17 protein-coding genes and 3 pseudogenes are annotated in these 22,964 nt (G+C 60.4%); 13 read left to right on the top strand and 7 right to left on the bottom strand.

Going from position 1 to position 22,964, the window contains the following annotated elements:
• Positions 1-131: 131 nt before the first annotated feature.
• Complete coding sequence (locus K7H91_RS22440) at positions 132-1,133, bottom strand: C4-dicarboxylate TRAP transporter substrate-binding protein (RefSeq protein WP_230722426.1); 1,002 nt, start codon at positions 1,131-1,133, stop codon at positions 132-134.
• Between the two features lie 116 nt (positions 1,134-1,249).
• A complete protein-coding gene (locus K7H91_RS22445; RefSeq protein WP_230722427.1) occupies positions 1,250-2,170 on the bottom strand; it encodes a LysR family transcriptional regulator in 921 nt (306 codons plus the stop codon).
• 725 nt (positions 2,171-2,895) lie between these two features.
• Between K7H91_RS22445 and K7H91_RS22450 the strand changes: the two genes are divergently transcribed.
• Entirely contained in the window at positions 2,896-3,165 is a 270-nt protein-coding gene (locus K7H91_RS22450) for a hypothetical protein (protein WP_230722428.1), read from the top strand.
• Between the two features lie 668 nt (positions 3,166-3,833).
• Here the strand turns inward: K7H91_RS22450 and K7H91_RS22455 are convergent.
• From K7H91_RS22455 to K7H91_RS22465, 3 genes are read right to left on the bottom strand one after another with little or no spacing between them, the layout of a single operon-like run.
• Entirely contained in the window at positions 3,834-4,772 is a 939-nt protein-coding gene (locus K7H91_RS22455; protein ID WP_230722429.1) for a glycine betaine ABC transporter substrate-binding protein, read from the bottom strand.
• Between the two features lie 11 nt (positions 4,773-4,783).
• On the bottom strand, positions 4,784-5,542 hold the full coding sequence (locus tag K7H91_RS22460; RefSeq protein WP_230722430.1) for an acetoacetate decarboxylase family protein: 759 nt from the start codon (positions 5,540-5,542) through the stop codon (positions 4,784-4,786).
• On the bottom strand, positions 5,520-6,107 hold the full coding sequence (locus K7H91_RS22465) for a TetR/AcrR family transcriptional regulator (RefSeq protein ID WP_230722431.1): 588 nt from the start codon (positions 6,105-6,107) through the stop codon (positions 5,520-5,522). Before K7H91_RS22465 ends, K7H91_RS22460 begins: the two co-directional genes overlap by 23 nt.
• A gap of 488 nt (positions 6,108-6,595) precedes the next feature.
• Here K7H91_RS22465 and K7H91_RS25770 point away from each other — a divergent pair.
• Positions 6,596-6,729: pseudogene (locus K7H91_RS25770) on the top strand (helix-turn-helix domain-containing protein); the annotation flags it as partial.
• Positions 6,730-7,150: 421 nt separating this feature from the next.
• Here the strand turns inward: K7H91_RS25770 and K7H91_RS22480 are convergent.
• Both K7H91_RS22480 and istA read right to left on the bottom strand, forming a co-directional pair.
• A pseudogene (locus K7H91_RS22480) lies at positions 7,151-7,878 on the bottom strand (SDR family NAD(P)-dependent oxidoreductase).
• A gap of 36 nt (positions 7,879-7,914) precedes the next feature.
• Positions 7,915-9,075: pseudogene (gene istA, locus K7H91_RS22485) on the bottom strand (IS21 family transposase); the annotation flags it as partial.
• Positions 9,076-9,730: 655 nt separating this feature from the next.
• Here istA and K7H91_RS22490 point away from each other — a divergent pair.
• From K7H91_RS22490 to K7H91_RS22540, 11 genes are all read left to right on the top strand, one after another.
• Positions 9,731-10,741 carry a LacI family DNA-binding transcriptional regulator gene (locus K7H91_RS22490; protein ID WP_230722433.1) on the top strand — a complete coding sequence of 337 codons (1,011 nt, stop codon included), beginning with the start codon at positions 9,731-9,733 and terminating at the stop codon, positions 10,739-10,741.
• Between the two features lie 277 nt (positions 10,742-11,018).
• Entirely contained in the window at positions 11,019-12,938 is a 1,920-nt protein-coding gene (locus K7H91_RS22495; protein ID WP_330166037.1) for an ABC transporter substrate-binding protein, read from the top strand.
• 89 nt (positions 12,939-13,027) lie between these two features.
• Complete coding sequence (locus K7H91_RS22500) at positions 13,028-14,017, top strand: ABC transporter permease (protein WP_230722434.1); 990 nt, start codon at positions 13,028-13,030, stop codon at positions 14,015-14,017.
• Between the two features lie 19 nt (positions 14,018-14,036).
• Positions 14,037-15,170 carry an ABC transporter permease gene (locus K7H91_RS22505; RefSeq protein WP_230722445.1) on the top strand — a complete coding sequence of 378 codons (1,134 nt, stop codon included), beginning with the start codon at positions 14,037-14,039 and terminating at the stop codon, positions 15,168-15,170.
• Positions 15,160-16,239 (top strand): ABC transporter ATP-binding protein, encoded by a 1,080-nt coding sequence (locus K7H91_RS22510; protein ID WP_230722435.1) that lies wholly within the window; start codon positions 15,160-15,162, stop codon positions 16,237-16,239. The genes K7H91_RS22505 and K7H91_RS22510 overlap by 11 nt, the downstream gene beginning before the upstream one ends.
• Positions 16,236-17,273, top strand: coding sequence for an ABC transporter ATP-binding protein (locus K7H91_RS22515; protein WP_230722436.1), 1,038 nt, complete (start codon positions 16,236-16,238; stop codon positions 17,271-17,273). Before K7H91_RS22510 ends, K7H91_RS22515 begins: the two co-directional genes overlap by 4 nt.
• Complete coding sequence (locus K7H91_RS22520; protein ID WP_230722437.1) at positions 17,274-19,121, top strand: DUF2264 domain-containing protein; 1,848 nt, start codon at positions 17,274-17,276, stop codon at positions 19,119-19,121.
• On the top strand, positions 19,118-20,128 hold the full coding sequence (locus K7H91_RS22525; RefSeq protein WP_230722446.1) for a hydroxyacid dehydrogenase: 1,011 nt from the start codon (positions 19,118-19,120) through the stop codon (positions 20,126-20,128). Before K7H91_RS22520 ends, K7H91_RS22525 begins: the two co-directional genes overlap by 4 nt.
• Positions 20,125-21,762, top strand: a complete 1,638-nt coding sequence (locus K7H91_RS22530; RefSeq protein WP_230722438.1) for an acyltransferase — start codon at positions 20,125-20,127, stop codon at positions 21,760-21,762. Before K7H91_RS22525 ends, K7H91_RS22530 begins: the two co-directional genes overlap by 4 nt.
• A gap of 24 nt (positions 21,763-21,786) precedes the next feature.
• The gene (locus tag K7H91_RS22535; protein ID WP_230722439.1) at positions 21,787-22,440 is read left to right on the top strand and encodes a ThuA domain-containing protein; all 654 of its coding nucleotides are present in this window, start codon (positions 21,787-21,789) and stop codon (positions 22,438-22,440) included.
• A gap of 139 nt (positions 22,441-22,579) precedes the next feature.
• The coding region (locus K7H91_RS22540) for an IS6 family transposase (RefSeq protein ID WP_419197516.1) at positions 22,580-22,964 on the top strand (385 nt) is incomplete at its 3' end.

A 22,964-nucleotide genomic window follows, 5' to 3' on the forward strand; every position in this document is an offset into this window, starting at 1 on the left:
CAGTGCAGCGCCGGCAATAAGGCCGCATAGGTTCAGCACGCGTCCGAAGCCGGCGCGTACGCTCGTTATGAATTGCATCGGATCTCTCCTGAGACTTTGGCGCGGGAAGTGCCCGCGCCAACATTCGGTTTTCAGAATGTCAGTTTCTCGACGATGTCATCGACCGGCACGTCCCGGGCCTCGGCCTTTTCGATCCATTCTTCCCGGACAGCCTGAACTCTTTCATCGGCAACCAAAGCTTCGAGCTCTCCTGCCGGAAACTCCATGACCTCCACGCCGAGATCGCCCTTCCAGAGTTCACGAACACGCGTGGCATCCTCGTCGAGCTCGCGGCTGTATTCCAGAAGGTAGTCATGTCCCAGTTGATCGATCACAGCGCGGGTCTCATCGTCCATCGCGTTGTAGCTATCAAGGTTCATTGCGATGATATGGCCGAAGGAGGCGCCGAACGGCGCTTCGATGTAGTATTTGGCAACTTCGTCATATTTCCATCCCCGCGCCAGTGCCGGGCCGATTGGCGTGCAATCAATCACCGAGCGCTGAAGCGCTTCGTATGCGTCGGCGGTCGAAATCGACACCGGAATGGCGCCCATCGCCTCGATCAGCGCAGGATAGGCGAAACCGTAAGAGCGGATGCGCAACCCTTTCATATCGTCCAGCGAGCGAACCGGCTTCGTGCAGAGAAGACCATAGCTTTCCAACGGCCGGAAGCCGACGGCGTGCAGATTCTGCTCGGCAAGCTCCTCGCTGAACTGCGGATACCGTGCATGCCACTCCTCCATCGCCTCGCCGACGCCCAGAGAATCCATCGGCTGCGGAATGTAGAAACCAATGGCGTTGTTGAGTGGCAGGAGGTCCGGGAAATAAGGCGTCACCACGTCACCGAAGTCACCGACCCCTGCGGCCAGCGTTTCGGGAATTTCGCGCGTCTTGGCGACGGAGCCGCCCCAGAATATCTCGATTTCATGTTTGCCGCCTGTGCGTTCGGCGAACTGGTCGGCAAACCATTGCGTTGTGATCGCCTGGGCGTCGCCGGCGCCTTGCGGCTTGTAGGTAACCCACTTGTAGGTGTCGGCAAGCGCATCGCTTGCCATAATGCTGGCAACGGCAGCAATGGAAATGAGTAGCTTCATTTGGTTCCCTCCCAACTCAGTGGTTCCTCTAACCACTGTTCAGGAGAAATACTAATGAATCGCAAGGCATGCCGAAAATGCCAATTCCGCATGCTTTCCATGCTGGTGGGGCATGATTAGTGCCAGATATTACGCTCAACAAGCTCCCGGACGATTTCGGCTATGACGGCCTCGACCGCGCTGACGGCGAGGTTGTGTCGCCGATCGGTTTTGATCGCCGTGCATAACCTCCATTCGATTTCCGGCGCAACAATGGGCACTGCTGACAGCGTCCCGAGGTGAAATTCCGTCAGGACGCCGCCGAAAGTCAATAGCGTGTAACCGTGTCCGCCCCGCACGAGCGCCTTGAGATGCCATATGCCGTCAACACGCTGAACGACATTCAGCGCGGTTCCGATTTTCTCCGCATGCTGATCAGCCAGCAGCCTCAGGTAGTTGGAGCGTGAGGGCATGATCAGGGGGAGCGCCGCCGCCTCAGCCAATGTGTATGAGGGCCTCTCGAGCGATCCCGTGCATCCGATCAGGTGAAGTTTTTCGACAAGCAACTCCTGGCTGGAAATATCGGTACGTTCGGGCGGATTATGCATCACCGCCAGGCTGATCTGGCCATTGAGCAACAGGTCTTCCAGCTCCCGGCTGAAGCCTTCTTGAAAGCGCAGCACGATATCCGGAAACCGTTCCTTTATCCGCTCAAGCAAAGGAGGACAGATAAACTCGCCCGGTGTAGGCGGCATTCCGACAACGACAGTGCCGGCCGGTCTCTCCGAACTTGCCGTCAGATCATGATACGTTTGGGCAAGCTGACCGAACAATGTATAGGCACGGTCGAGCAGGACCTTTCCTGCGGGCGTGACTTCCACGCCTCTGACAGATCGCTCGAACAGCGTTACCTTCAGGTCATTCTCAAGGCTGGCGATCTTTCGGCTAAGCGCCGGCTGAGCGATGTTCAGGCGACTGGCCGCGCGCGTGATATTCCGCTCCTCGGCGACAGTGACGAAACACCTCAAGGTGCGGATATCCGGCTCCCAATCTGACAAAGCAATCCTCTCCGTTCAATTCCGAACCAGCCCTGGCAAACGACGTCATCCGCGGTCGCGGAAAGAACATATCGGCGTTTGAAGTCGAGAATGCAATCCGGTCGCATCCGCTCCTGCGCGAAGTCGCGGTCTATCCGGTGTCTTCGGAGTTTTCCTGGCGCTCAGCCGTTTCATCGAGGCGATCGCGCCCTGCGAGACGTCAGGCCTCGCTGTCCATGGCCAGCGGCGCGATTGAAAGCGCCTTCTGGATCGCGACTGCCTTCATCCGGGCGCCTTCGATCAGTCGCGGTGTCCACATCGCCTCAAACTCCAAAAGCCATACAAATTATTATATTGTATGGCTTTACGTGTAAAGAAAACATGATAAGAATCTACCAGATTGCGCCGTAATACTATGTACGCGCTATATAAATTGACTTTCTATAAATCGGCTTGTATGTCATTTTGGGAATTGTATGGGTGAAATTGGTTGTAATAGGCGCATACGCGAACTACGCTTCAGAAAATTGTATGGCTCCACGAGCATCCCGCCGACAGTTGGAACATGGCCCCGCAGCGCAGGTTGGTGAATCACGATGACACGTTTCAGGCCCTGCTCTCAGAGCTGAAACCTGAGGGACGATACAGGGCATTCGCGGAGTTCGAACGCATCGCGGGCGCTTTCCCGGCAGCACTGCGCCACAGGCCGGATGGCAGCACACAGCGCGTCACGGTGTGGTGAGGCAATGCCCGCCAGGTCGCCCGAGGCCGCACAATCTCGCAATCGACGTCGTAAAACAACACAAAAAGTGAAAGGGTCAAAAACGATGAACTGGGTTCCTATAGTCCTCATGATATTCAAGATTGGCGTGCTGGGCGCGACAATCTTCTTCTCAATCAAATCGCACCGTGATGGAGAAAAGGAGCAAGAAAGAGAGCGGGCAGCCAACCGACAGGATGCCCCCGCCCAGAACGCCTTTGATCCCTCAACGCCCGACTTAAAGGTCGATGGTTGACATCAAAATGAAACAAGCTGGCCGATCTGCATGGCAAGGAGGGTGCGTTGATCTAAGCATCGGACTGGATTTCCGATCTGTTCGCGCCAGCACGCTTGGCCGCATCATGTGCTTGTCGAGGCCGGTCAGAGGCTCGGCTGGTTCGACACTGTTCGCCTGATCGACTATCTCCTGATTCGAGGAAACCATGACCGTGGATGCAGAGGTGGCCGCCCAAGGCACCATGCAGGGAATGAACGGCGTCGTTTCCAAGACGGCCACTGCATCTGTCCTGACCCACTCTCGTGAGAGGGTGACGGAATAATGGCAGAATAGTACCCACCCGAAAGGTCTTGAAGGGATATGAGCCTACGACCCCATCGTTTAACAGCTATAGCGGCATCGATTTTCTAGTTTCGACAAGAAGTTGGCTCCAAAACATCGGGCATGGAGGGCGTAACCCGTCAGGCAGATTTCCGAATGGCCAGACGGCAAAGCGGACATTGACCTACATTGCGTGCGGCGGCACTCTCGGCCCACAGTGGGCCTTCGTGTCATCCGCAGCGATCGACTGCAAGGAGTCATACTTGCCGATATTCGACTGAGGCCTTAGAGCCAGAACGGAGGTGTGGGTAGAAGGGCGGCCGTCGCCGCCCTTGGTGTTTTATCTTGCCGAGTCTGATTACTGATTATTCGGTAAGGCTGGCCCGAACGGCTTCCAGGCCGGGTTGACCGTCGACGGTCTGGACCCCATCAAGCCAGCTATCGAGAATTTCCGGGTTCTCCTGCAGCCAAGTACGCGCGGCAACTTCAGGATTGGCGTCATTGTCGAGAATTTCACTCATGACGACGCTGAGGCTCTCCACGGTGAATCGCAACTGCTTGAAGAAGCGGGTGGCGTTCGGGCATTGCTCGACATAGCCGGGGCGCAGCCCGGTCCAGACCTTGGCGCTACCGTAATTTGGACCGAAATAATCATCTCCGCCCCCCAAATATTCCATGTCGAAACGTGTATTCATCGGATGCGGCGACCACCCGACGAATACGATGGGCTCGTTTCGCCGTACGGCGCGTTCCACGGCGGACAGCATTGCGCTCTCGCTCGATTCCACCAGATTGAACCTGTCGAAACCGAATGCACCCTCTTTCTGCATCTGGACGATAACGTTGTTGCTATCGTTGCCGGGTTCCAGTGCGTAGATGTTTCCGTCGAGCTCGTCGTAGAAATCCTCGATGTCGGCGAAGTTCTGCAAGCCGGCTTCATAGGTGTATTGCGGAACGGCGAGGGCGTACTGAGCTCCGACGAGGTTGTACCCGACATTCATGATTGCGCCAGACTCGATGTACGGGTTCAGGGTTGCGTCGGAGTTCGGCGTCCAGCTTGCAAGAAAGACGTCGACACTTCCGCCTTGCATGCCCTCCAAAAGTACACCGAGCGATAGAAATTCGATTTCGGGCTCATAGCCAAGGCCCTTCAGAACATTCGTGACAAACCCATTCTGCGCCGCGTTGTCGGTCCATCCGCCGTCGGCGATCGTGATGTTCGTGCAGGCATCGGCGATCTGCGCGGCGGCGATCTGAGGCGCCAGCAGGGCGGCTGCGGACATGCTTAATAGTTTGATCTTCATGGTATAATCCTTCATCCGTTGGCGAGATAGTCGAGACGGATCTTGCCGTGCAGTTCCGCGAGGTCGCCGCGGTGATAGAAGCCTCGCCCAAGCGCGACCGGATTCAGTGGAGCGAGGTCTGTTTTGGCGGTGCTGCGAAACTCCACGTGACCGAGCCCGGACATCTGCGTCGACTCTCCGACTTCCTCCGAGCAATACTCGACGAGTTGCTTGATCGCTGCGCCCGGGCCGTCGGCGCGCGGAATGATCTTCAGGTTCATGTTCGGCGTAATGTCGGGAAGCTCACCGGGCGTGGCCAGAGCATCCCAGGTCGTGGACAATCGCATAAGGGTTGCGCCCTCCTTGACGACCTCACAAACGCGGACGTTCTCATGATCGGAAAAGCTGATCTCGGCGAACTCCTTCGCGACGCCCCAGCGCTCGCGGCCGGCGCAGATGGCGGTCACATTGTTCAGGAAGAGGTGCGAATTGTACCAGACGGGCTCACCGTCGAGCGTGCATTTGAGATGGATGCCGGCTTCGTTGAACGGGCCGTATGAAGACATCGGGATCTTCAGCGCGATACCGATTGCGGCCCCGCTGGGATCGGCGACAAGCGGCTTGGGAACGTGCGCGGCGGCCACTTCGGGATCGACTGTCATCTCGACAAACTGGGTCTCGATGCCGCGGTAGAAGGTAGGGATCGCGGGATAGGTTTGACGGTGGGACGGCAGGACATCGCCTTCGTTCACCTCCAGGCTGCGGAAGCTACCGGTCGTTCGGTTCTTCATGAGAATTGTCCTCTCTTTTCGCGTTCGAATGGGTCATGCGTCGAAGCTCCGCGATCACATCCTCTCGCTCTCCATCGCTGAGGATGGGGATCGAGAGGATTTCGTTGATCCAGAGACCGTCGGCGGCAAGTCGGACGATGTGTGCTGTGACGGGTGGGATGCCGCTATCGTTGAGCGCGGCGCGCCAGTCCGGCTGGCGGTCGCTGAGCGGCTTGAGAAGCGCCTTATCGTTGGCAACGGCTGCCATTACCGCGACCGACAAGCGGCTATAGGAGCCGACAGCGGCATCTTTCTTGGTGAGGCAGGCATCGAGAAAGCCGCGAGGCCAGGCGCCCGGAGCGGCATCCGGATCGTCGGGACGGGGTAGCCTATTTTCAGTCACCTCGACGAAAGCTTCGACCATCGCCGAGAGCAGATCCTCTTTCGTCTTAAAGTGGTAGAAAAGGCCGCCCTTGCTGATGCCGGCCTCCTTGGCGACCGCCTCCAGTGTCAGTGACTGGATCCCCTTGTTCGTGGCGACTCGGGCCGCGGCTTCCAGAAGTTCTCTCTTGGTGTTTCGTGCCAATGGTCGTCTCCTTCATAACGTTGACTATACCGGCTGGCCGGTACAGTCAACGTTGGGATGGTGCTTTTGCCGTCAGCCTGAAATGCATCGCCAATGGGTTCTTGGAAATCGGAGTGCTGCACTTCTGTGATGTCGACGGATCGAAGGTCAGCGACCCACGCTTCCGCAATGACGTGTTGTAGGCGGGCTAGTTCAGGGTTCGGGAGCAGGTGAGCGGAGGTTCGGCCATGCCGTCCAGCTACATGGCCGCACCCGCAATGTGCATCCCAGGCAGGCTTTGTGTAACACCGCCCTTTCCCGCGCGTTTTGATGAATGGCTTCCCGTCCCGGGATCGAACCAGGCTTTCAGAATCCAGAATCTCACGTCCTGCAGATAGAAGAACGGGAAAATGGCGACCCCTGAGTCAGGGGGCCTGAGCGACCCAAGATATAGGTGACGTTTTGTACCGGAGACATGGGTAACACTTTTCGCTTTGCGGAAGGTCTCGATGCCTTGGGGAGAAGTTCGGTTGTGGAAGAACGCCTACGATTTGTTGCCCGCCTACTGGAAGGAGAAGGTATGAGCGATTTGTGCCGAGATTTCGGGATATCCCGCAAGACCGGTTACAATATCCTCAACCGCTAAAAGCCTTGTCACTCAGGCGAGAGGCGTCGAGCCGATTTTCTGAAATATCGATACCGATCCTATCGTTCATCATTTTCGCGTGTCCTATGCTTGTCATGCAGAGCCAAAAGCTGCTGCGTTTCCGTTCAGGCCTCGAGCGAAGACGGCGGCCGATCACACTCAAATACGGTCCATGTTCCTTGCGGTTCATGACCAAGCCCGTACTGATCCGACCACCGCCACTGACCGCCGCGTAGCGAAAGCCGAATTATTCATAAGACACGCGTCTGTGAACTTAACCAGCCAAGGAGGAACATTTGCAACCTTGCGGCATGACCATTTCGTCGTAGGCCAAGGTCACCCGCATCAAGAAGCGGGGAAACGCGTAACCTCAAACCTCGGGATGCGAGCAACTCCAGCATCCCGAGTGTTCGCTATATCAGGCGATCGAATAGCCGCCGTCGATCGGCAGGACCGCGCCGTGGACATAGGACGCCTCGTCTGACACCAGGAAATGGATCACATTCGCGATCTCCATCGGTTCCGCCCAGCGACCGAGCGGGATCCGTGCCGTGATCCTGGGCTCGCGCTCCGGGTCGTTCTTCGCGCCTGTGCCCATGCGAGTGTCACCCAGCCTGGTGCGACGGCGTTGACGCGTACGCCGTTCCTGCCCCAGGCGACAGCCAGAGACCGGGTGAGGGAGACGATCGCGCCCTTGGAAGACGCATAGGCCGGCGAACCTGCAGAGCCGAAGAAGCTCCACATTGACGCGATGTTGACCACCGATCCGCCTGCCGCCTCGAGCGGACCCTTGGCAAGATTCGCAGCCGCAAGGCTTGCCGTCACATTGATTTCCATAACCTGGCGGAAAACCTCTGGCTCCCATTCGGCGGACTGGCGGATGATGCCGGCGCAATTGACAAGCGCGTCGATCCGGTCGGCCCGGTCCATCAATGCCGCAAGATCGGCTTGTGAGGTCACGTCCGTGCGGATGAACTCGATCCCTTCGGTCATATCGTCGTCAGCATCCAGGCCGCCGGCGATCACACGATAGCCTTCCGCCATCAGGCGCGTGCCCGTTGCAAGACCGATGCCGGTCCCGCCTCCCGTGATAACTGCTGTTTTCATCGTCGGCTCCTTCAGTTTCCCCGATGACAGGAGGCCCATCTACGCCTTCGCCGATGTCGTCTCGACGGTTGTGCTCGGCAGGTAATGCACGGGTTCGAAGATGACATCCTCCCGATCAAAGCTTCGGGGATGGCGAGCGATGACCTCGCCGCGGCAACCGATCACCACCTTGTCGACATAGCCTCGGACCCAAACGTCCTGGTGGCCATAGGCGACGGGCACGGAATAGTCACCGAATCGCCGCGCGCACGAGACGATCCGGCACTTTGAATGAGCGCATCGTTCCGATAGCGAACGAGAGACTGGACCGTGACCCTGGCGCTGGCCTGATCGCAGGCGTCAAAGGGCGACACCGGCAAGGACTGCATGGCAGCCAGATCGCGCTGCAGCCGTTCACCGATCGTCTCGCTCTCACCACGCAACCTGTCGCGCTGGCGCTTCCGGCACTGTTCTTCCAGAAAGGCGTTGAACGCGTCCCAGGTCGCAAACTGCGGGATGGGACCATGTAGTTACCCCGGGCATAGCCCACGATGCCCTCGACATTGCCCTTGTCATTGCCCTTTCCGGGGCGGCCATAGCGATCCCGGATCAGGTAGTGGGCCCACTGAACAGCGTCGCCCGCTTGCGCGTGCCATCAGGCCGGATCCTCGCCACAAGGCAGCGGTCGTTGTCGTAGACGATCGACTGCGGCACGGCCCCGAAGAAGGCGAACGCATGGACGTGGCCATCGACCCAGACCTCGGCCACCGCAGCATGATAAGCCCGCACGTAGCAGCCGTCGCTATGCGGAAGATCGAGCACGAAGAACCGGGCCTTCTGCTCGACACCGCCGATCACGACCATTGCCTCACCGAAATCAGCCTGCGCATGGCCGGGCGGATGAGAAAGCGGCACGAACACTTCCTGACAGCGCTGTTCCCGTTCGCGGATATAGTCCTTGATAATCGTATAGCCGCCGGTGAACCCGCATTCGTCGCGAAGCCGGTCAAACACACGCTTGGCCGTATGGCGCTGCTTGCGAGGTACTTGTCTGTCTTCATCCAACCAATGGTCGATCGTCGAAACAAACGCGTCCAGCTTCGGTCGCCGGACTGGTGATTGTCGCTGATAGCCAGGAGGCGTCGAATACGACAGCATCTTGGCTACGCTGTCGCGGGATATGTTGAAGTGTTTGGCTGCCTGACGTCGGCTCATCCCTTCCGAGACCGCCAGACGAACCTTCAGATAAAGTTCCACGGTGTAGATCCTCTCTCCCTCCTGCGCTCATTGCAGAAGGAAAATAGGTGGCCGGATTTTACTTCGCCCGCGACCGAGTTATTCCGTCGCTTCCGTGGCCGACTTTTGCACCGCTGTTCTCATCTCGACATTTTCGTCATTGTTTGTCTCGAAAGCCATATCGGGCAGGCAACTACACGCCTATTCGTGCCAGGGTTCATCTTTCAGGCCCGAGGTCAATGCCAGCCCTGCTGCAAGCCGAACATGCTGCGACCGCCAAAACGCGATCAGTATAAGAGTGACGTCAGGTTTTTTCATCTCGCCGCCCCATCCGCAGTGTGGCAGGCGAAAGGCTCTCGTTTCTGTCGCGATATCCCCCAATCTCGATCCGATCGAGCAGGCTTTCGCCAAGTTCAAGCTCTGGATGCGGATAGTTCAGAGGTGAACCGCGCGACGCATGGGTGCACCATCGGATGCCTTGTCATGATCATCAAACGCAGAGAGCGCTCAAACTATTGGCAAATGTGGGATACGCTTCTGTGGAGCTGAAAAGCTCTAAACACCAATGACGAGTCGACCGCTGGCTACGGAGAGCGTTGGACGATTCATATTGGGGCTTTCAAAAAATGCAAAAATTGCGTAATTGATAATCAGACAATGACAACAGTGAGCAAAGATGGCCTCGACCACCCGCAGACCCAACCAGACCGACATCGCCGCCAGGCTCGGCGTTTCCGTCAGCACGGTCTCGCGTGCGCTGGCGAATGAGGAGGGCATATCCGAAGCGGTTCGGCGGGATGTACAGCGCATGGCGCGGACGATGGGGTACCGATCCAAGCATATGCCGGGCCTGCGGGCGATGGATCGCCGCGTGGTCGCGCTCGTTCCCTTTGCCAATGCCACCGGAGGGCTTTCGAGCTTCTATGTCAGCATTCTTGATGCCATGCGAAGCGAGGCGCGGGCCTGCGGGCTTGATCTCGACGTTCGTGTAATCAGCGAGCGAACGGTCAATCTGGACCTCATAGACCGTCACGTAAAGGAGGCCGGCGCCGGCGCGGTATTGCTGGCGGGGATCGATGCGACCGATGAACTGGCCGTGTGGTGCCGGGAGCAGGATGTCCACGCCGTGCTCGTCAACGGCAGCGATCCGCTCATGCGCATCAGTTCGGTGGCGCCTGCAAATTTCTACGGGGCATATATGGCCACAAAGCACCTGCTTTCGTCCGGCCACAGAAAGATCCTGCATTATACCTATGGCGACCGGCCGACCATTCTCGAGCGGCGGCGCGGTTTTTTAACGGCTATGGCGGATGTGCCGGGCAGCGAGGCCGTGCTGGTTTGCGGCGAGGATCGTACACATCTTGAACTGCTGAGCGATATCGCCGGGCGGAAGCATGATGCCACGGCGCTGTTTTGCTGGAATGACATTGCGGCGGTGGAAATCATGGAGGGGATAAAGGGCGGTCTTGCCTCGGCCGGTCAGGGTTTCTCGATCATCGGTTTCGATGATCTGCCGCTTGCGGCCATGACCTCACCGCGCCTTACCACGATCCGTGTCGATCGCGAGGCGATCGGGCGCGGCGCAATCCGGCTGCTCTCGCATCAGCTCGAGGGCGAGACGGCGATCCAGCAGATGGAAATCGGCGTCTCTCTGGTCGTGGGCGGCACGGTTCACGTGATCGCCTGATACCGGCTTTATCGCGGGGAGCGGACGCCGGAAAATTTCCGCAACAGGTCGTCATGGCGGCAAGCGAGCGCCGTGCGCATCTTCGCCATTTGCGGCTTCATCCTGAAAATACCCAGAATAACAACAACTTGCAGAATGTGGTCGCGAACCGTTGTCGCGATTTATGCAAAAAATGCAAATAAATGAATTGGTGTTGATATTTTGCGTTTTTGCGAATACGGTTTCTCCGTTCCAGAAGAGACGGGGTCCGGGGAGGGATCCCGAGGGAGAAAAGAACATGGCTTATGCAATTCGTGTGCGGCGGTCGGTGAGGCACTCCGTGCTCGCGACATCCGCTGTAATGATGCTTTCAGGCGCAGCACTCGCCGCGCAGCAGGCGCCGATGCTCGATCCGCTGGTCGAAGACGGCACGCTGCCGCCGGTGGACGAGCGCCTGCCCGAAAATCCGCTGGTGGTGGAACCGGTCGATAGCATCGGCAAATACGGCGGCACCTGGCGTTCCGGCCTGCGCGGGCGCGGCGACAACGCCTGGATTTCGCGCACGCTGAATTATGACGGGCTGGTGCGCTATAATCGCGAATGGGATGAGATCATTCCCAATCTTGCCGAGAGCTGGGAGGTCAGCGAGGACGCGCGGCAATATACGTTTCACCTGCGCGAGGGTCTGAAGTGGTCTGACGGCACGCCGTTCACCAGTGCCGATATCGCCTTCGCGAGCGACCTCATCCAGGACCCCGACTATCCCGTCGGTGGTCTGTTCCTGACCGATCCCGGCAACCCGGTCACGCTTGAGGTCGTTGACGACACGACCTTCACCTACACCTTCGAAGAGCCGAACGGGCTGCTGCTCGACGAGCTGGCCGGGGTCAATGGAATCACCCTGGTCTCGCTGCAGAAGGCCTATTGCGGGCAGTTTTACCCGGCGGAGAACGAAAACGCCGACCAACTGGCCAAGGACGAAGGCTATGAAAACTGGGCCTTCATGATGGAGGACAAATGCGCCTTCGGCCAGGAAACCCAGCGGTGGAGCAATCCCGACCTGCCGTTCATGAATGCCTGGGTGATTGACGAGCCGTGGACGGCGAATGCCAGCCGCGTGGTGTTCGAACGCAACCCCTATTACTGGAAGACCGATCCTGACGGCAATCAGCTTCCTTACATAGATCGGCTCGAAATGCGGGTCAGCGAAAGTGCGGAAGAACTGACGCTGATGGCGCTCAACGGCGAAATGGATTTCACCGACCGTCATATCACCACGGTGGCAAACCGGCCGCTGTTCTATGACGGCCAGGAACAGGGCGATTACCGGCTCGGCGCCAATGTGCCGTCGCAGTCCTCGACCCTGGTGCTCCAGCTCAACCTCAACCATTCCGACCCGGTCAAGGCGGAACTCTATAACAGCAAGGATTTCCGGATCGGGCTGTCGGAGGCGATCAACCGCCAGGAAATTATCGACACCGTGTTCACCGGCCAGGGCGAACCCTATCAGGTGGCGCCGCGTCCCGAATCCGAGTTCTATGACGAGGAGATGGCCAAGCAGTATACCGCGTATGATCCCGAGGACGCGATCGCGCACCTCGAGAAAGCCGGACTGACCGAGACGAATGGCCAGGGCATCCGGCTGATGAGCGACGGCAAGCCGGCGGTCATCACCGTCGATGTGATCTCCGCCTTCCGCCCGGAATGGATCGACATGCTGGAGCTGATGTCGCTGCAGTTGCGCGAGGTCGGCATCGATCTCGAGATCAACAATATCGACCGCACGCTGTTCTACGACAAGCGTCCGAGCGGCGATTTCGACGCCCAGGTCTGGCAGGGCGATGGCGGCCTCGATGTCATTCAGGAGCCGCGCTACTATTTCCCGGCCAATGCCGAGTCCGCCTGGGCCTTCCAGTGGCAGTCATGGTTCAACGGAACCGACCCGGAAATCGCCTCCGAACCGGTGGACTGGGCCAGGGAGCAGATGGAACTCTATAGCCAGCTCAAGGCCTCACCCGACCCTGAAGAGCGTAAAGCCCTGATGCGGCAGATCCTTGACATCGCCAAGGAGAACTTTCCGGTCATCGGTGTCAGCCTGGCCCCGGACGGCTACTACATCGCCAAGAACAATTTGCGCAATGTCTACGAGCCGATGAAGCATGCCTGGCTGTTTCCGACGCCGGCGCCCTACGACCCGCAGCAGTGGTACTTCGACTAGCATCCGAACGCCTCCTCCCGGGTGTCTCTTCCTCCGCGGCCCGCGTGCCGCGGAGGAACCGCCCGGAACCTGCAGAAAGGGCACGTTTCATGCTCGGTTTCATTGTTCGGCGGCTGATTGCGATGGTGTTGACGATCTGGGCGGTTTCGTTCGTTTCGTTCGCGATCATCCAGCTTCCGCCAGGCGACTATCTGACAAGCTACATGGCGGAGCTAAGTGCCGCCGGCGACCGGATCGATCCGGCGACCATCGAGGCGCTGCGCCGGCAATATGGTCTCGGCGATCCCTTCATTGTCCAGTATTTCAAATGGATCGGCGGCGTGCTGCACGGCGATTTCGGCAACAGCTTCGAATGGAGCGCGCCGGTCACCGACCTGATCTGGGGACGGCTCGGCAATTCCGTACTCGTCGAGGGTCTGGCCGTGCTGGTCATGTGGCTCGTGGCGTTGCCGATCGGCATTTATGCGGCGGTGCGCAAATATTCGCTCGGCGATTATCTCGCCACCATCGGCGGCTTTGTCGGGCTTGCCATTCCCAACTTCCTGTTCGCGCTGGTGCTGATGTATCTCTGGTACATCTATTTCGGCGAAACGCTCGGCGGCCTCTATTCGCCCGATCTTCAGGGTACGCCGTGGGACCTTGAACGCATTCTCGATTTCCTGGCGCATGCCTGGGCGCCGGTCCTGGTTCTTTCAACCGCTGGAACCGCGCAGTTGATCCGCGTGATGCGGGCCAACCTGCTCGACGAACTGACCAAACCCTATGTCACGACCGCCCGGTCCAAAGGATTGCCGGAATGGCGGGCGATCCTGAAATATCCGGTGCGCGTGGCGCTCAACCCGCTGGTCTCGACCATCGGCTGGCTGCTGCCGACCCTGGTGTCGAGTTCGGTCGTGGTTTCGGTGGTGATGAACCTGCCGACGGCCGGTCCGCTGCTTCTGCGTTCGCTCACCACCCAGGACATGTATCTCGCCGGCGCCATCATCATGCTTCTCGGCGTGCTCACCGTCATCGGCACGCTGATTTCCGATCTGATCCTGGCGTGGATCGATCCCCGCATCCGCTATGGAGGACGCTGACATGACCATCACCACGGACATGTCCGAACCGGCGGCGGTTGGAAAAACGGCGAAAGCCACCCTGACGGGGCGGGAAACGCAGTTGAAAATGACCTGGCGCCGCTTCAAGCAGCACCAGCTCGCCTTCGTCTCGCTGTGGATCGTGATCGCGTTCTACCTGGTTGCGATCTTCGCCGAGTTCGTCGCGCCGACCTCGCCGGGCGCCTACAATCCGCGCTACACCTATGCGCCCCCGCAGGGTATCCACTTCATCGCCCGCGATGCGGACGGCGGCTTTCAGTTCGGACCCTATGTGAACGGCTACAAGACCGAGATCGATCCCGAGGCCCTGCGCCGGGTGTTCACGATCGACCCTGAGGTCCGTCATCCGGTCGGCTTCTTTGTGCCGTCGGAGCCCTATAAGCTGATGGGTTTCATCCCGATGAACCGCAAGCTCTTTGGCACGCTGGAACCGCGCGCGCCCTTCTACGTGATCGGCGCCGACAGGCTCGGGCGCGACCAGCTCAGCCGGCTGGTCTATGGCACGCGGGTTTCGCTGTCGATCGGCCTGGTCGGCGTGATCCTCAGCCTGTTCTTCGGCGTAATCATCGGCGGCTTTTCGGGCTATTACGGCGGCCTTTTCGACGGCATCGTGCAGCGGACGATCGAGTTCATCCGCTCGCTTCCGACGATCCCGCTATGGCTCGGGCTTGCCGCCGCCTTCCCGCGCGACTGGGGGCCGCTGCAGACCTATTTCGCGATCACCGTCATCCTGTCGATGCTGGGCTGGACGGAACTTGCCCGCGTGGTGCGCGGCCGGTTCCTGGCGCTGCGCACCGAGGATTTCGTCACCGCGGCGCAGCTTGACGGGGCATCGGACTACCGGGTGATCGTCAAGCACATGGTGCCGTCGTTTACCAGCCACATCATCGCGGCAACCACGCTTGCCATTCCGGGGATGATCCTCGCGGAGACGGCGCTCTCCTTCCTCGGCCTCGGCCTGCAGGCGCCGATCGTCAGTTGGGGCACGCTGCTGCAGGACGCCCAGAACATCCGCACACTCGCAGGCGCGCCGTGGCTTTTGTCGCCGGGTGTCGTCGTTGTCGTCGCGATCCTTGCCATGAACTTTCTAGGAGACGGCCTTCGTGATGCCGCAGACCCCTATGGACGATAAAGCAGAACTGCTCAGGATGGAGAATGTCAGCATCGTGTTCTCCTCGCCCGATGAGGCGGATATCGAAGCCGTCCGCCAGGTCGATTTCACCCTCACGCGCGGCAAGACGCTGGCGCTCGTCGGCGAAAGCGGCTGCGGCAAGTCCGTCACCGCCCGCACCATCCTGCGGCTGCTCGACAGGAACGCCCGGATCGGAACCGGACGCATCCTGTTCCGGGCAGAGGGCAATGCGCCGGTCGATATCGTATCGCTGAAACCCGACAGCCCGGCGATGCGGGCGATCCGGGGCAACCGGATCTCGATGATCTTTCAGGAGCCGATGAGCTCGCTGTCGCCGGTGCACACGATCGGCGACCAGATCGACGAAATGATCATGATTCATGAGCGGATCGACCAGAAGGCGGCACGGGTCCGCACGGTCGATCTCCTCGACCAGGTCGGCATTCCGGGCGCGCGCCAGCGGGCGGATGCCTATCCGTTCCAGCTTTCCGGCGGCCTGCGCCAGCGCGCCATGATCGCCATGGCGCTTGCCTGCAAGCCCGACCTCTTGATCGCGGATGAGCCGACGACGGCGCTCGACGTCACGACCCAGGCGCAGATCCTCGATCTCTTGAGGGCATTGCAGGAAGAATACGGCATGGCGATGCTGTTCATCACCCATGATCTCGGCGTCGTTGCCGAGATCGCCGACGAGGTCGCGGTAATGTATCTCGGCGATGTCGTCGAGCAGGGCAATGTCTTCGACGTGTTCCGCGCGCCGCAGCATCCCTATACGCGGGCGCTGATGAACTCCATTCCGCGCATGGTCCGCCGTGCGGAACGCGAACGGCTGGCGCCGATCGAAGGCAATGTGCCGTCGCCGCGCAACCGGCCGAAAGGCTGCGCCTTCACCTCGCGCTGCCCCCATGCCTTCGCCCCTTGCGCCGGGGACTATCCCGAGCGCACGACGACCGGCGAGGCGCATTGGGCGCGATGCCATCTGCTCACACATGATGACGCCCCCGCCGTGTCGGGTTTGAGACAGGGGACGATGGCCGGCGAGAGCATTGCCCATGGAGGTCACGCATGACCGCACTTCTCGAAGTCGAAAACCTTTCGAAGGTGTTTACCTTGAGGGCAGGACCTTTCGGAGACCCGATCACGCTTGCCGCGCTCTCCGACGTATCGATCACGGTTGGTCAGGGGGAGACGCTCGCCATTGTCGGCGAGAGCGGATGCGGCAAGACCACGCTCGGCCGCTGCATCGTGCGCGCCGTCGATCCCTCGGGTGGCCGCGTGACCTATCATCCGCAAGAGGGCAGCGCGGTCGAACTCTCCGGCCTTTCGAAGCGGCAGTTGAAACCATGGCGGCGCGATATCCGGATGATCTTCCAGGATCCGATGTCCTCGCTCAATCCGTATATGCGGGTGTTCGACCTCGTGGCCGAGCCGCTGCGCATCCACAAGGCCGCCCGCGGCGCGGAGCTGGAACACCGAGTGGTCTCGACGCTTGAAAAGGTCGGCCTTCCACGGGATGCGCTACAGCGCTTCCCGCATGCCTTTTCCGGCGGCCAGCGCCAGAGAATCGGCATTGCCCGCGCGCTCGTGCTCGAGCCGAAACTGGTGATCGCCGACGAGGCGGTCTCCGCGCTGGACGTCTCGATCCAGGCGCAGATCCTCAATCTTCTGGAGGACCTGAAGGCCGATTTTGGCCTGACTTACATCTTCATCAGCCATGATCTCGGCGTGGTGAACTACCTCGCGGACCGGGTGGTGGTGATGTATCTCGGCCATGTGGTCGAGAGCGCGCCGACCGAGGCCTTGTTCGAGCGGCCGCGCCATCCCTATACGGAAGTGCTGCTCGATGCGCTGCCGATCGCCGACCCGACCCGGCGTGGAAAACGGCACGACACCGTCAAGGGCGAGATCCCCTTCCTCGGCGACCGCCTGGAGGGCTGTCCGTTTCACACGCGCTGCAAATTCGCCGAAGACCGCTGCCGCAAGGACAAGCCGGCGCTGAGGCCGATCAATGGCGGCCCGAGCGAGGCCGCCTGTCACTTTGCCGAGACAATTGAACTCAAGGGCGCCTTTTCGGACAGCCCTGCTACAGGAACCTATGCCTAGATGACCTACGATCCCACAACCGCAAATCCGCTCTACGGCAATCCGCTCAAGACGAGAGGCGATGTCGAGCAGGCGCTGCACGCGCTTTTCAATCCGCTCCTGCCGTTTTTCTCCGAAGGCCGCGCCCGCGTCCGGCTGAGCGGAAACGCCGCCCATTTCGACCGCATCGCCGCCGATGTCGAAGGCTTCGCACGTCCGCTCTGGGGACTGACACCTTATGCGGCCGGCGGCGGTTCCTTCGATTACTGGGATTATTTCCGCGATGGCATTGCCAACGGCATGGATCCCGACCACCCGGAATTCTGGGGCACGGTCGAGCGCACAGACCAACGCATGGTCGAAATGGCCGCAATCGGCTTCACGCTGCGGATGGTGCCGGAGAAGGTGTGGGACCCGCTGCCGGGAAGGGCAAAGGACAATATCGCCACCTATCTGAAGCAGCTGCGCCGCTATGCCTATGCCAACAACAACTGGAAGTTTTTCCGCATTCTCGTCGATATGGGGCTTACGCGGGTCGGCGTCGATTTCGACCGGACACTGACGGAGCAATATCTGGAGGAGCTCGACGGTTTCTATCTGGGCGACGGGTGGTATCGCGATGGCAATGTCCGCCGCGTCGACCACTACATCCCCTTCGCCATGCATTTCTACGGCTTGATCTACGCGAAGCTCGCCGAACCCGGAGATGTGCGGGCAGAGGCCTATCGCGAGCGGGCGGCGCTGTTTGCCAGGGACATCCGCCACTGGTTCGATGACGATGGTGGCACGCTCGCCTTCGGGCGAAGCCTCACCTACCGCTTCGCCTGCGGCGGCTTTTGGGGCGCGCTTGCCTTTGCCGATGTCGAGGCGCTGCCCTGGGGCGAGATCAAGGGCCATTTCATGCGGCAACTGAGGTGGTGGTCGCGCTATCCGATTGCCGACCGCGACGGCGTGCTGTCGGTCGGTTACGGCTATCCCAACCTGTTCATGAGCGAGAGTTACAATTCGGCGGGCTCCCCCTACTGGGCGCTGAAGGCCTTCCTGCCACTGGCGCTGGGCGCGGATCACCCGTTCTGGCAAGCGGAAGAGACCGAGGCCGGTTTCGATGGCGATCCGGTTCCGCTCCGGCACCCGGGCATGGTGATGCAGCATCAAAAGGGCAATGTCGTCGCGCTTTCCAGCGGCCAGCAGAACCACCAGATGCGACACGGCGCCGAGAAATACGCGAAGTTTGTCTATTCCTCGCGCTATGGCTTTTCGGTCGAGGCCGACGAGCGCGGCTATGAGCGCGGCGCCTTCGACGGCATGCTGGCGCTTTCCGACGATATGCGCCACTACCGCGTCCGCGAGGATAACGAAGTGGCGCAAATCGCGGGGAACACGCTGTTTTCGCGTTGGAAACCCTGGGACGACGTGACGGTCGAAACCTGGCTCGTCCCGGCCGGGAACTGGCATGTGCGGGTGCATCGGATCGAAACGCCGCGCGCGCTGCATGCGACCGAGGGCGGCTTCGCGATCGGACGCGCCGATCTCGATGTCGACCAATGTCATGAGGAGAATGGCCTCGCGCGCGCGCGCTCGCACACCGACCTCAGCCAGATCCTCGATCTTTCGTCTGGCGGGAAACGGGAGGGTCGGGTGCAGAAGGCGTTGCCGAACACCAATCTGGTCGTCTCCAGGACCCTTGTGCCCCAGCTCCTCGGCAAGATTCCGGCCGGCACGACCGTGCTGGCGACCGCTGTTTCGGCAACACTTGGCGATATCGATCCGGGCGAGGCACCGCCACTGCCGGACATCGGTGAACTGGAGGCGCTGTTCAAGCGGGACGGTGTCACGGTCAGCGCCATCGATATTGCGGAGAGATACTGATGCGCCCACGTGTGAGTTTCGCCATGGCCGCAGAGAAGACCCAGCATGTCTTCGATGAACGGCTGTACGACCGGCTCGGCAGGCACTGCGAGATCCTCTCCGTAACCCCGATGGAGGATTTCACGACACAGCAGGCACGGGATCTGTTGGCTAAGACCGATATTCTGGTCACCGGATGGGGTTCCCCCTTTGTCGGGGAGGATGTTTTGCGGCTTGCGCCGCGATTGCGCCTGATCGCTCACGCGGCCGGAACGGTGAAGTATACCATCGGCGAGGCGGTCTATGCCGCCGGCATCGCCGTTACCAACGCCGCGGCGGCGAACGCCGTGCCTGTGGCCGAATACACGTTGGCGGCGATCATCTTCGCCAACAAGAAGGTATTCGATCTGCGCGATGCCTACCGCCGGGACCGCGACGGGTCGTCGTCATGGCCGCTGATGAGCGGGCCGATCGGCAATTACCGGCGCACTGTCGGACTGATCGGCGCCTCGCGGATCGGCCGGCGCGTGGCGGAACTGCTCGAAATCCTGGACGTCGAAATCCTGCTCCATGACCCCTACGTGACCGCGGACGATCCGATCGCCAAACGGATCACGCTCGTCGATCTCGACAGTCTGCTGCGGGGATCGGACACGATTTCGCTGCATGCCCCCGCCTTGCCCGCGACGCGGCACATGATTGGCGCCGCCGAGTTTTCCAGGATGCGGGATGGCGCCACCTTCATCAATACGGCGCGCGGTATGCTGGTCGATCATGAGGCAATGATCCGCGAACTGGAAAGTGGTCGGATCAGTGCGATTCTCGATGTCACGGCGCCCGAAATGCTCGAGACCGGGTCGCCTCTCTATACTTTGCCCAATGTGTTTCTGACCCCGCATGTTGCAGGCGCCGGCGGGCTGGAGCGGCTGCGGCTGGGCGAGATGGCGGTGAGCGAGATCGAACGGTTCATTTCCGGTCACCCGCTGGAACACGCAATCCAACCCGAGCTGCTGGAGCGGTCGGCATGAATTCAGCGCTTGAGGATGGCGTCGGCACGGCCGCCCGCGAGGCGCGGCTGCAGTTCCTGACGTGGGAACGGACGCAGGACGATATCGATTCACCCACCCACCGGGCGCGCTGTGCTCGTCTGGCGGAAACTTCGGATGCCGAAATCGACGGCACGGCCTATATCGCGGAAAAAGCCGCGGTGTTCACCGACAGGCTTGTCTTGGGCGCTCAGTCCTATATCGCCGGCTATGCCATCGTCCGGGGCGACGTTACCCTGGGTGCCGAGTGCACGGTCAATGCCTATGCCTGCCTTGCCGGCAAGGTGACCTGCGGCGATCATGTTCGCATCGCCTCGCATGCCCAGATCATGGGCTTCAACCATGGGTATGAAGATCCCGATGTCCCGATCGCGCGACAGCCGCATGACACCCAGGGCATTGTCATCGAGGACGACGTGTGGGTCGGCGCCAATGCGGTGGTGCTTGACGGCGTACGGATCGGACGCGGCGCCGTCATCGCCGCTGGCGCCACGGTCACCCGCGACGTCCCGCCCTTCACGATTGCCGGGGGCGTGCCGGCAAAGCCGATCCGCCGGCGCGGTGAGAAATCGAATACCGACATCGAAGCGGCCCTCCGATCCGTGGGCGCGAGCATCAGGACAGAATGGCGCACGATCCTCCAGAGGAACCTGCGCGACGGGGTCTATGTCTCACGCGAGGCCGACGGCCAGGAGCGGTCAAGCATCCGACACCTCTGCGATGCGATCGAAATCGCGGCGGGCCTCGATGAACGTCCGGAAGGGCTCGACATTCCAGCCGCGATTAAGACGCTGAAGGCGATACAGGATCCCGAAACGGGACTTTTCCCCGACCCCAGCCGTCCGCCGCGGCCGGACCTTCCCTTGCGCGAGGACGGATTGGCGCTCTACAACACCCTCGCAGTTGGCTATGCGCTGGAAGTGCTCGGCAACCGCCCGGATCACAGGATTGCCGCCGTCGAGCTCGATGCTCCCGATCTCTGCGCCTGGCAGGAAAGCCTTCCCTGGCGGACCAATGCGTGGTCGGCCGGAGCCTGCGTTGATGCGATCGGGACCGCCCTTTATTTCAACGCGCGCTACTTCTCGACCGGCAGGGTGCGGGAAACGCTGTTCGGCTGGTTGTCGCTTCATGTCGACAGGAGCACCGGCCTGTGGGGCGCGCCGACGGCCTCGGAAGGCCTGCTGCTGCCGGTCAATGGTTTCTATCGCCTGACGAGAGGCACCTATGCGCAGTTCGGCCTGCCTGTGCCCCATCCCGAGGCCGCGATCAATTCCGTGCTCGCCAACTATCGCAACCATGACGGTTTTTGCGGTTTGACCTATACCGCCTGCAATCTGCTCGATACCATCCACCCGCTGCTGATCTGCCTCGACCTCACGGATCATCGCCGGGCCGAGGCCGAGGCCGTCGCCCGCGCCATCATCGCCCGCGCGCCATCGCGCTGGCGGAAGGGGGAAGGCTTCGCCTTTGCCGATGGACAGGAACCCGGCCTGCAAGGCACGGAAATGTGGCTCTCGGTCATCCATCTGGCGGCAAAGCTTTTGAAGCGCGACGATGTCTTCCACTATGTCCCGAAGGGCGTCCATCGCACGCAGGCTGTGGGCCTCGGACTATGATCAGGAATTGAGGAGAAGATCGCTATGACGAAGCGAAAGGCGCTTGTGGTTTACGGAGGAATGGAACTGCATACACCCAGGGAAGGCGCCGAGGTCGTCCGCCAGATCCTGGAGGAGCACGACTTAGCGGTCCATGTGACCGATGATTATGATGCGCTCGGCGCCGATGACGTCGGCTCCAATGCACTCGTGGTTCCGGTTATCACGGATGGCGTTCTCGAACCGGAAAAGATGGCCCGGTTGATCGCCGCGGTGCGGGCGGGCACGGGGCTGGCGGGTTACCACATGGGGCTTGCGACCAGCTTTCGGGCAAGCGTGCCCTTCCGCTATGCCGCGAGCTGCTACTGGGTTTCCCATCCGGGGAACATCATAACCTATCAGGTCGACGTCACCCGGCCCGATCATCCGATCATGGAGGGGATCGAGCGCTTCGAACATACATCGGAACAATACTACCTGAACTACGATCCGGCCGTGGAGGTGCTGGCGACCACCACGTTTTCCGGCGAATTCCACCCCTGGCGCAAGAACGTCGTCATGCCGGTGGTGTTCACCACCACTCATGGCGAAGGCCGGGTGTTCTATTCCTCCCTCGGACACACAGCCGACGAGCTTGAAATCCCCAATGTGCGGCTGATCCTGACCCGCGGCCTGCTCTGGGCGGCCGGGGCGCTTTGACGGCCGGTCCCGTCACACTGACCTGCCACGAGTAATTTCCTCCGGATTGGATTAGAGGCTGGCCCATTGAGGACGGACTTATGAAGAAGCGGAACCGTAATGTTAACCCGTCGGCGATCGACCTGTGCGATCGTTCAGCATGACCCAAGTCGCCCGTGATCGCCTTTATCGTCACCATCGGTTTCCAGCTGAAGTAATTGCCCATGCCGTGTGGCTCTATCTTCGTTTTCCGCTCAGTCTGCGTATGGTCGAAGATTTGCTGGCGGCGCGTGGGATCATCGTTTCGCACCAGACCGTGCGTCTCTGGGTGGAGAAATTCGGCAGGCATTTCGCCAATGATATCCGGACGCGATCCGCCGGCAAGCTCGGCGACAAATGGTATCTTGATGAGGTCGCCAAACGCCTTATGCGAAAGCTTATGAAAAGACAGGAGCATTCACCTCGCGTCATGATCACCGACAAGTTGCAAGCCTATGGCGCGGCAAAGCGCGATATCATGCCTGGCGTCGAGCATCGCTCGCACA

Source organism: Martelella mediterranea (genome assembly GCF_021021415.1).
Taxonomy (GTDB): domain Bacteria; phylum Pseudomonadota; class Alphaproteobacteria; order Rhizobiales; family Rhizobiaceae; genus Martelella; species Martelella mediterranea_C.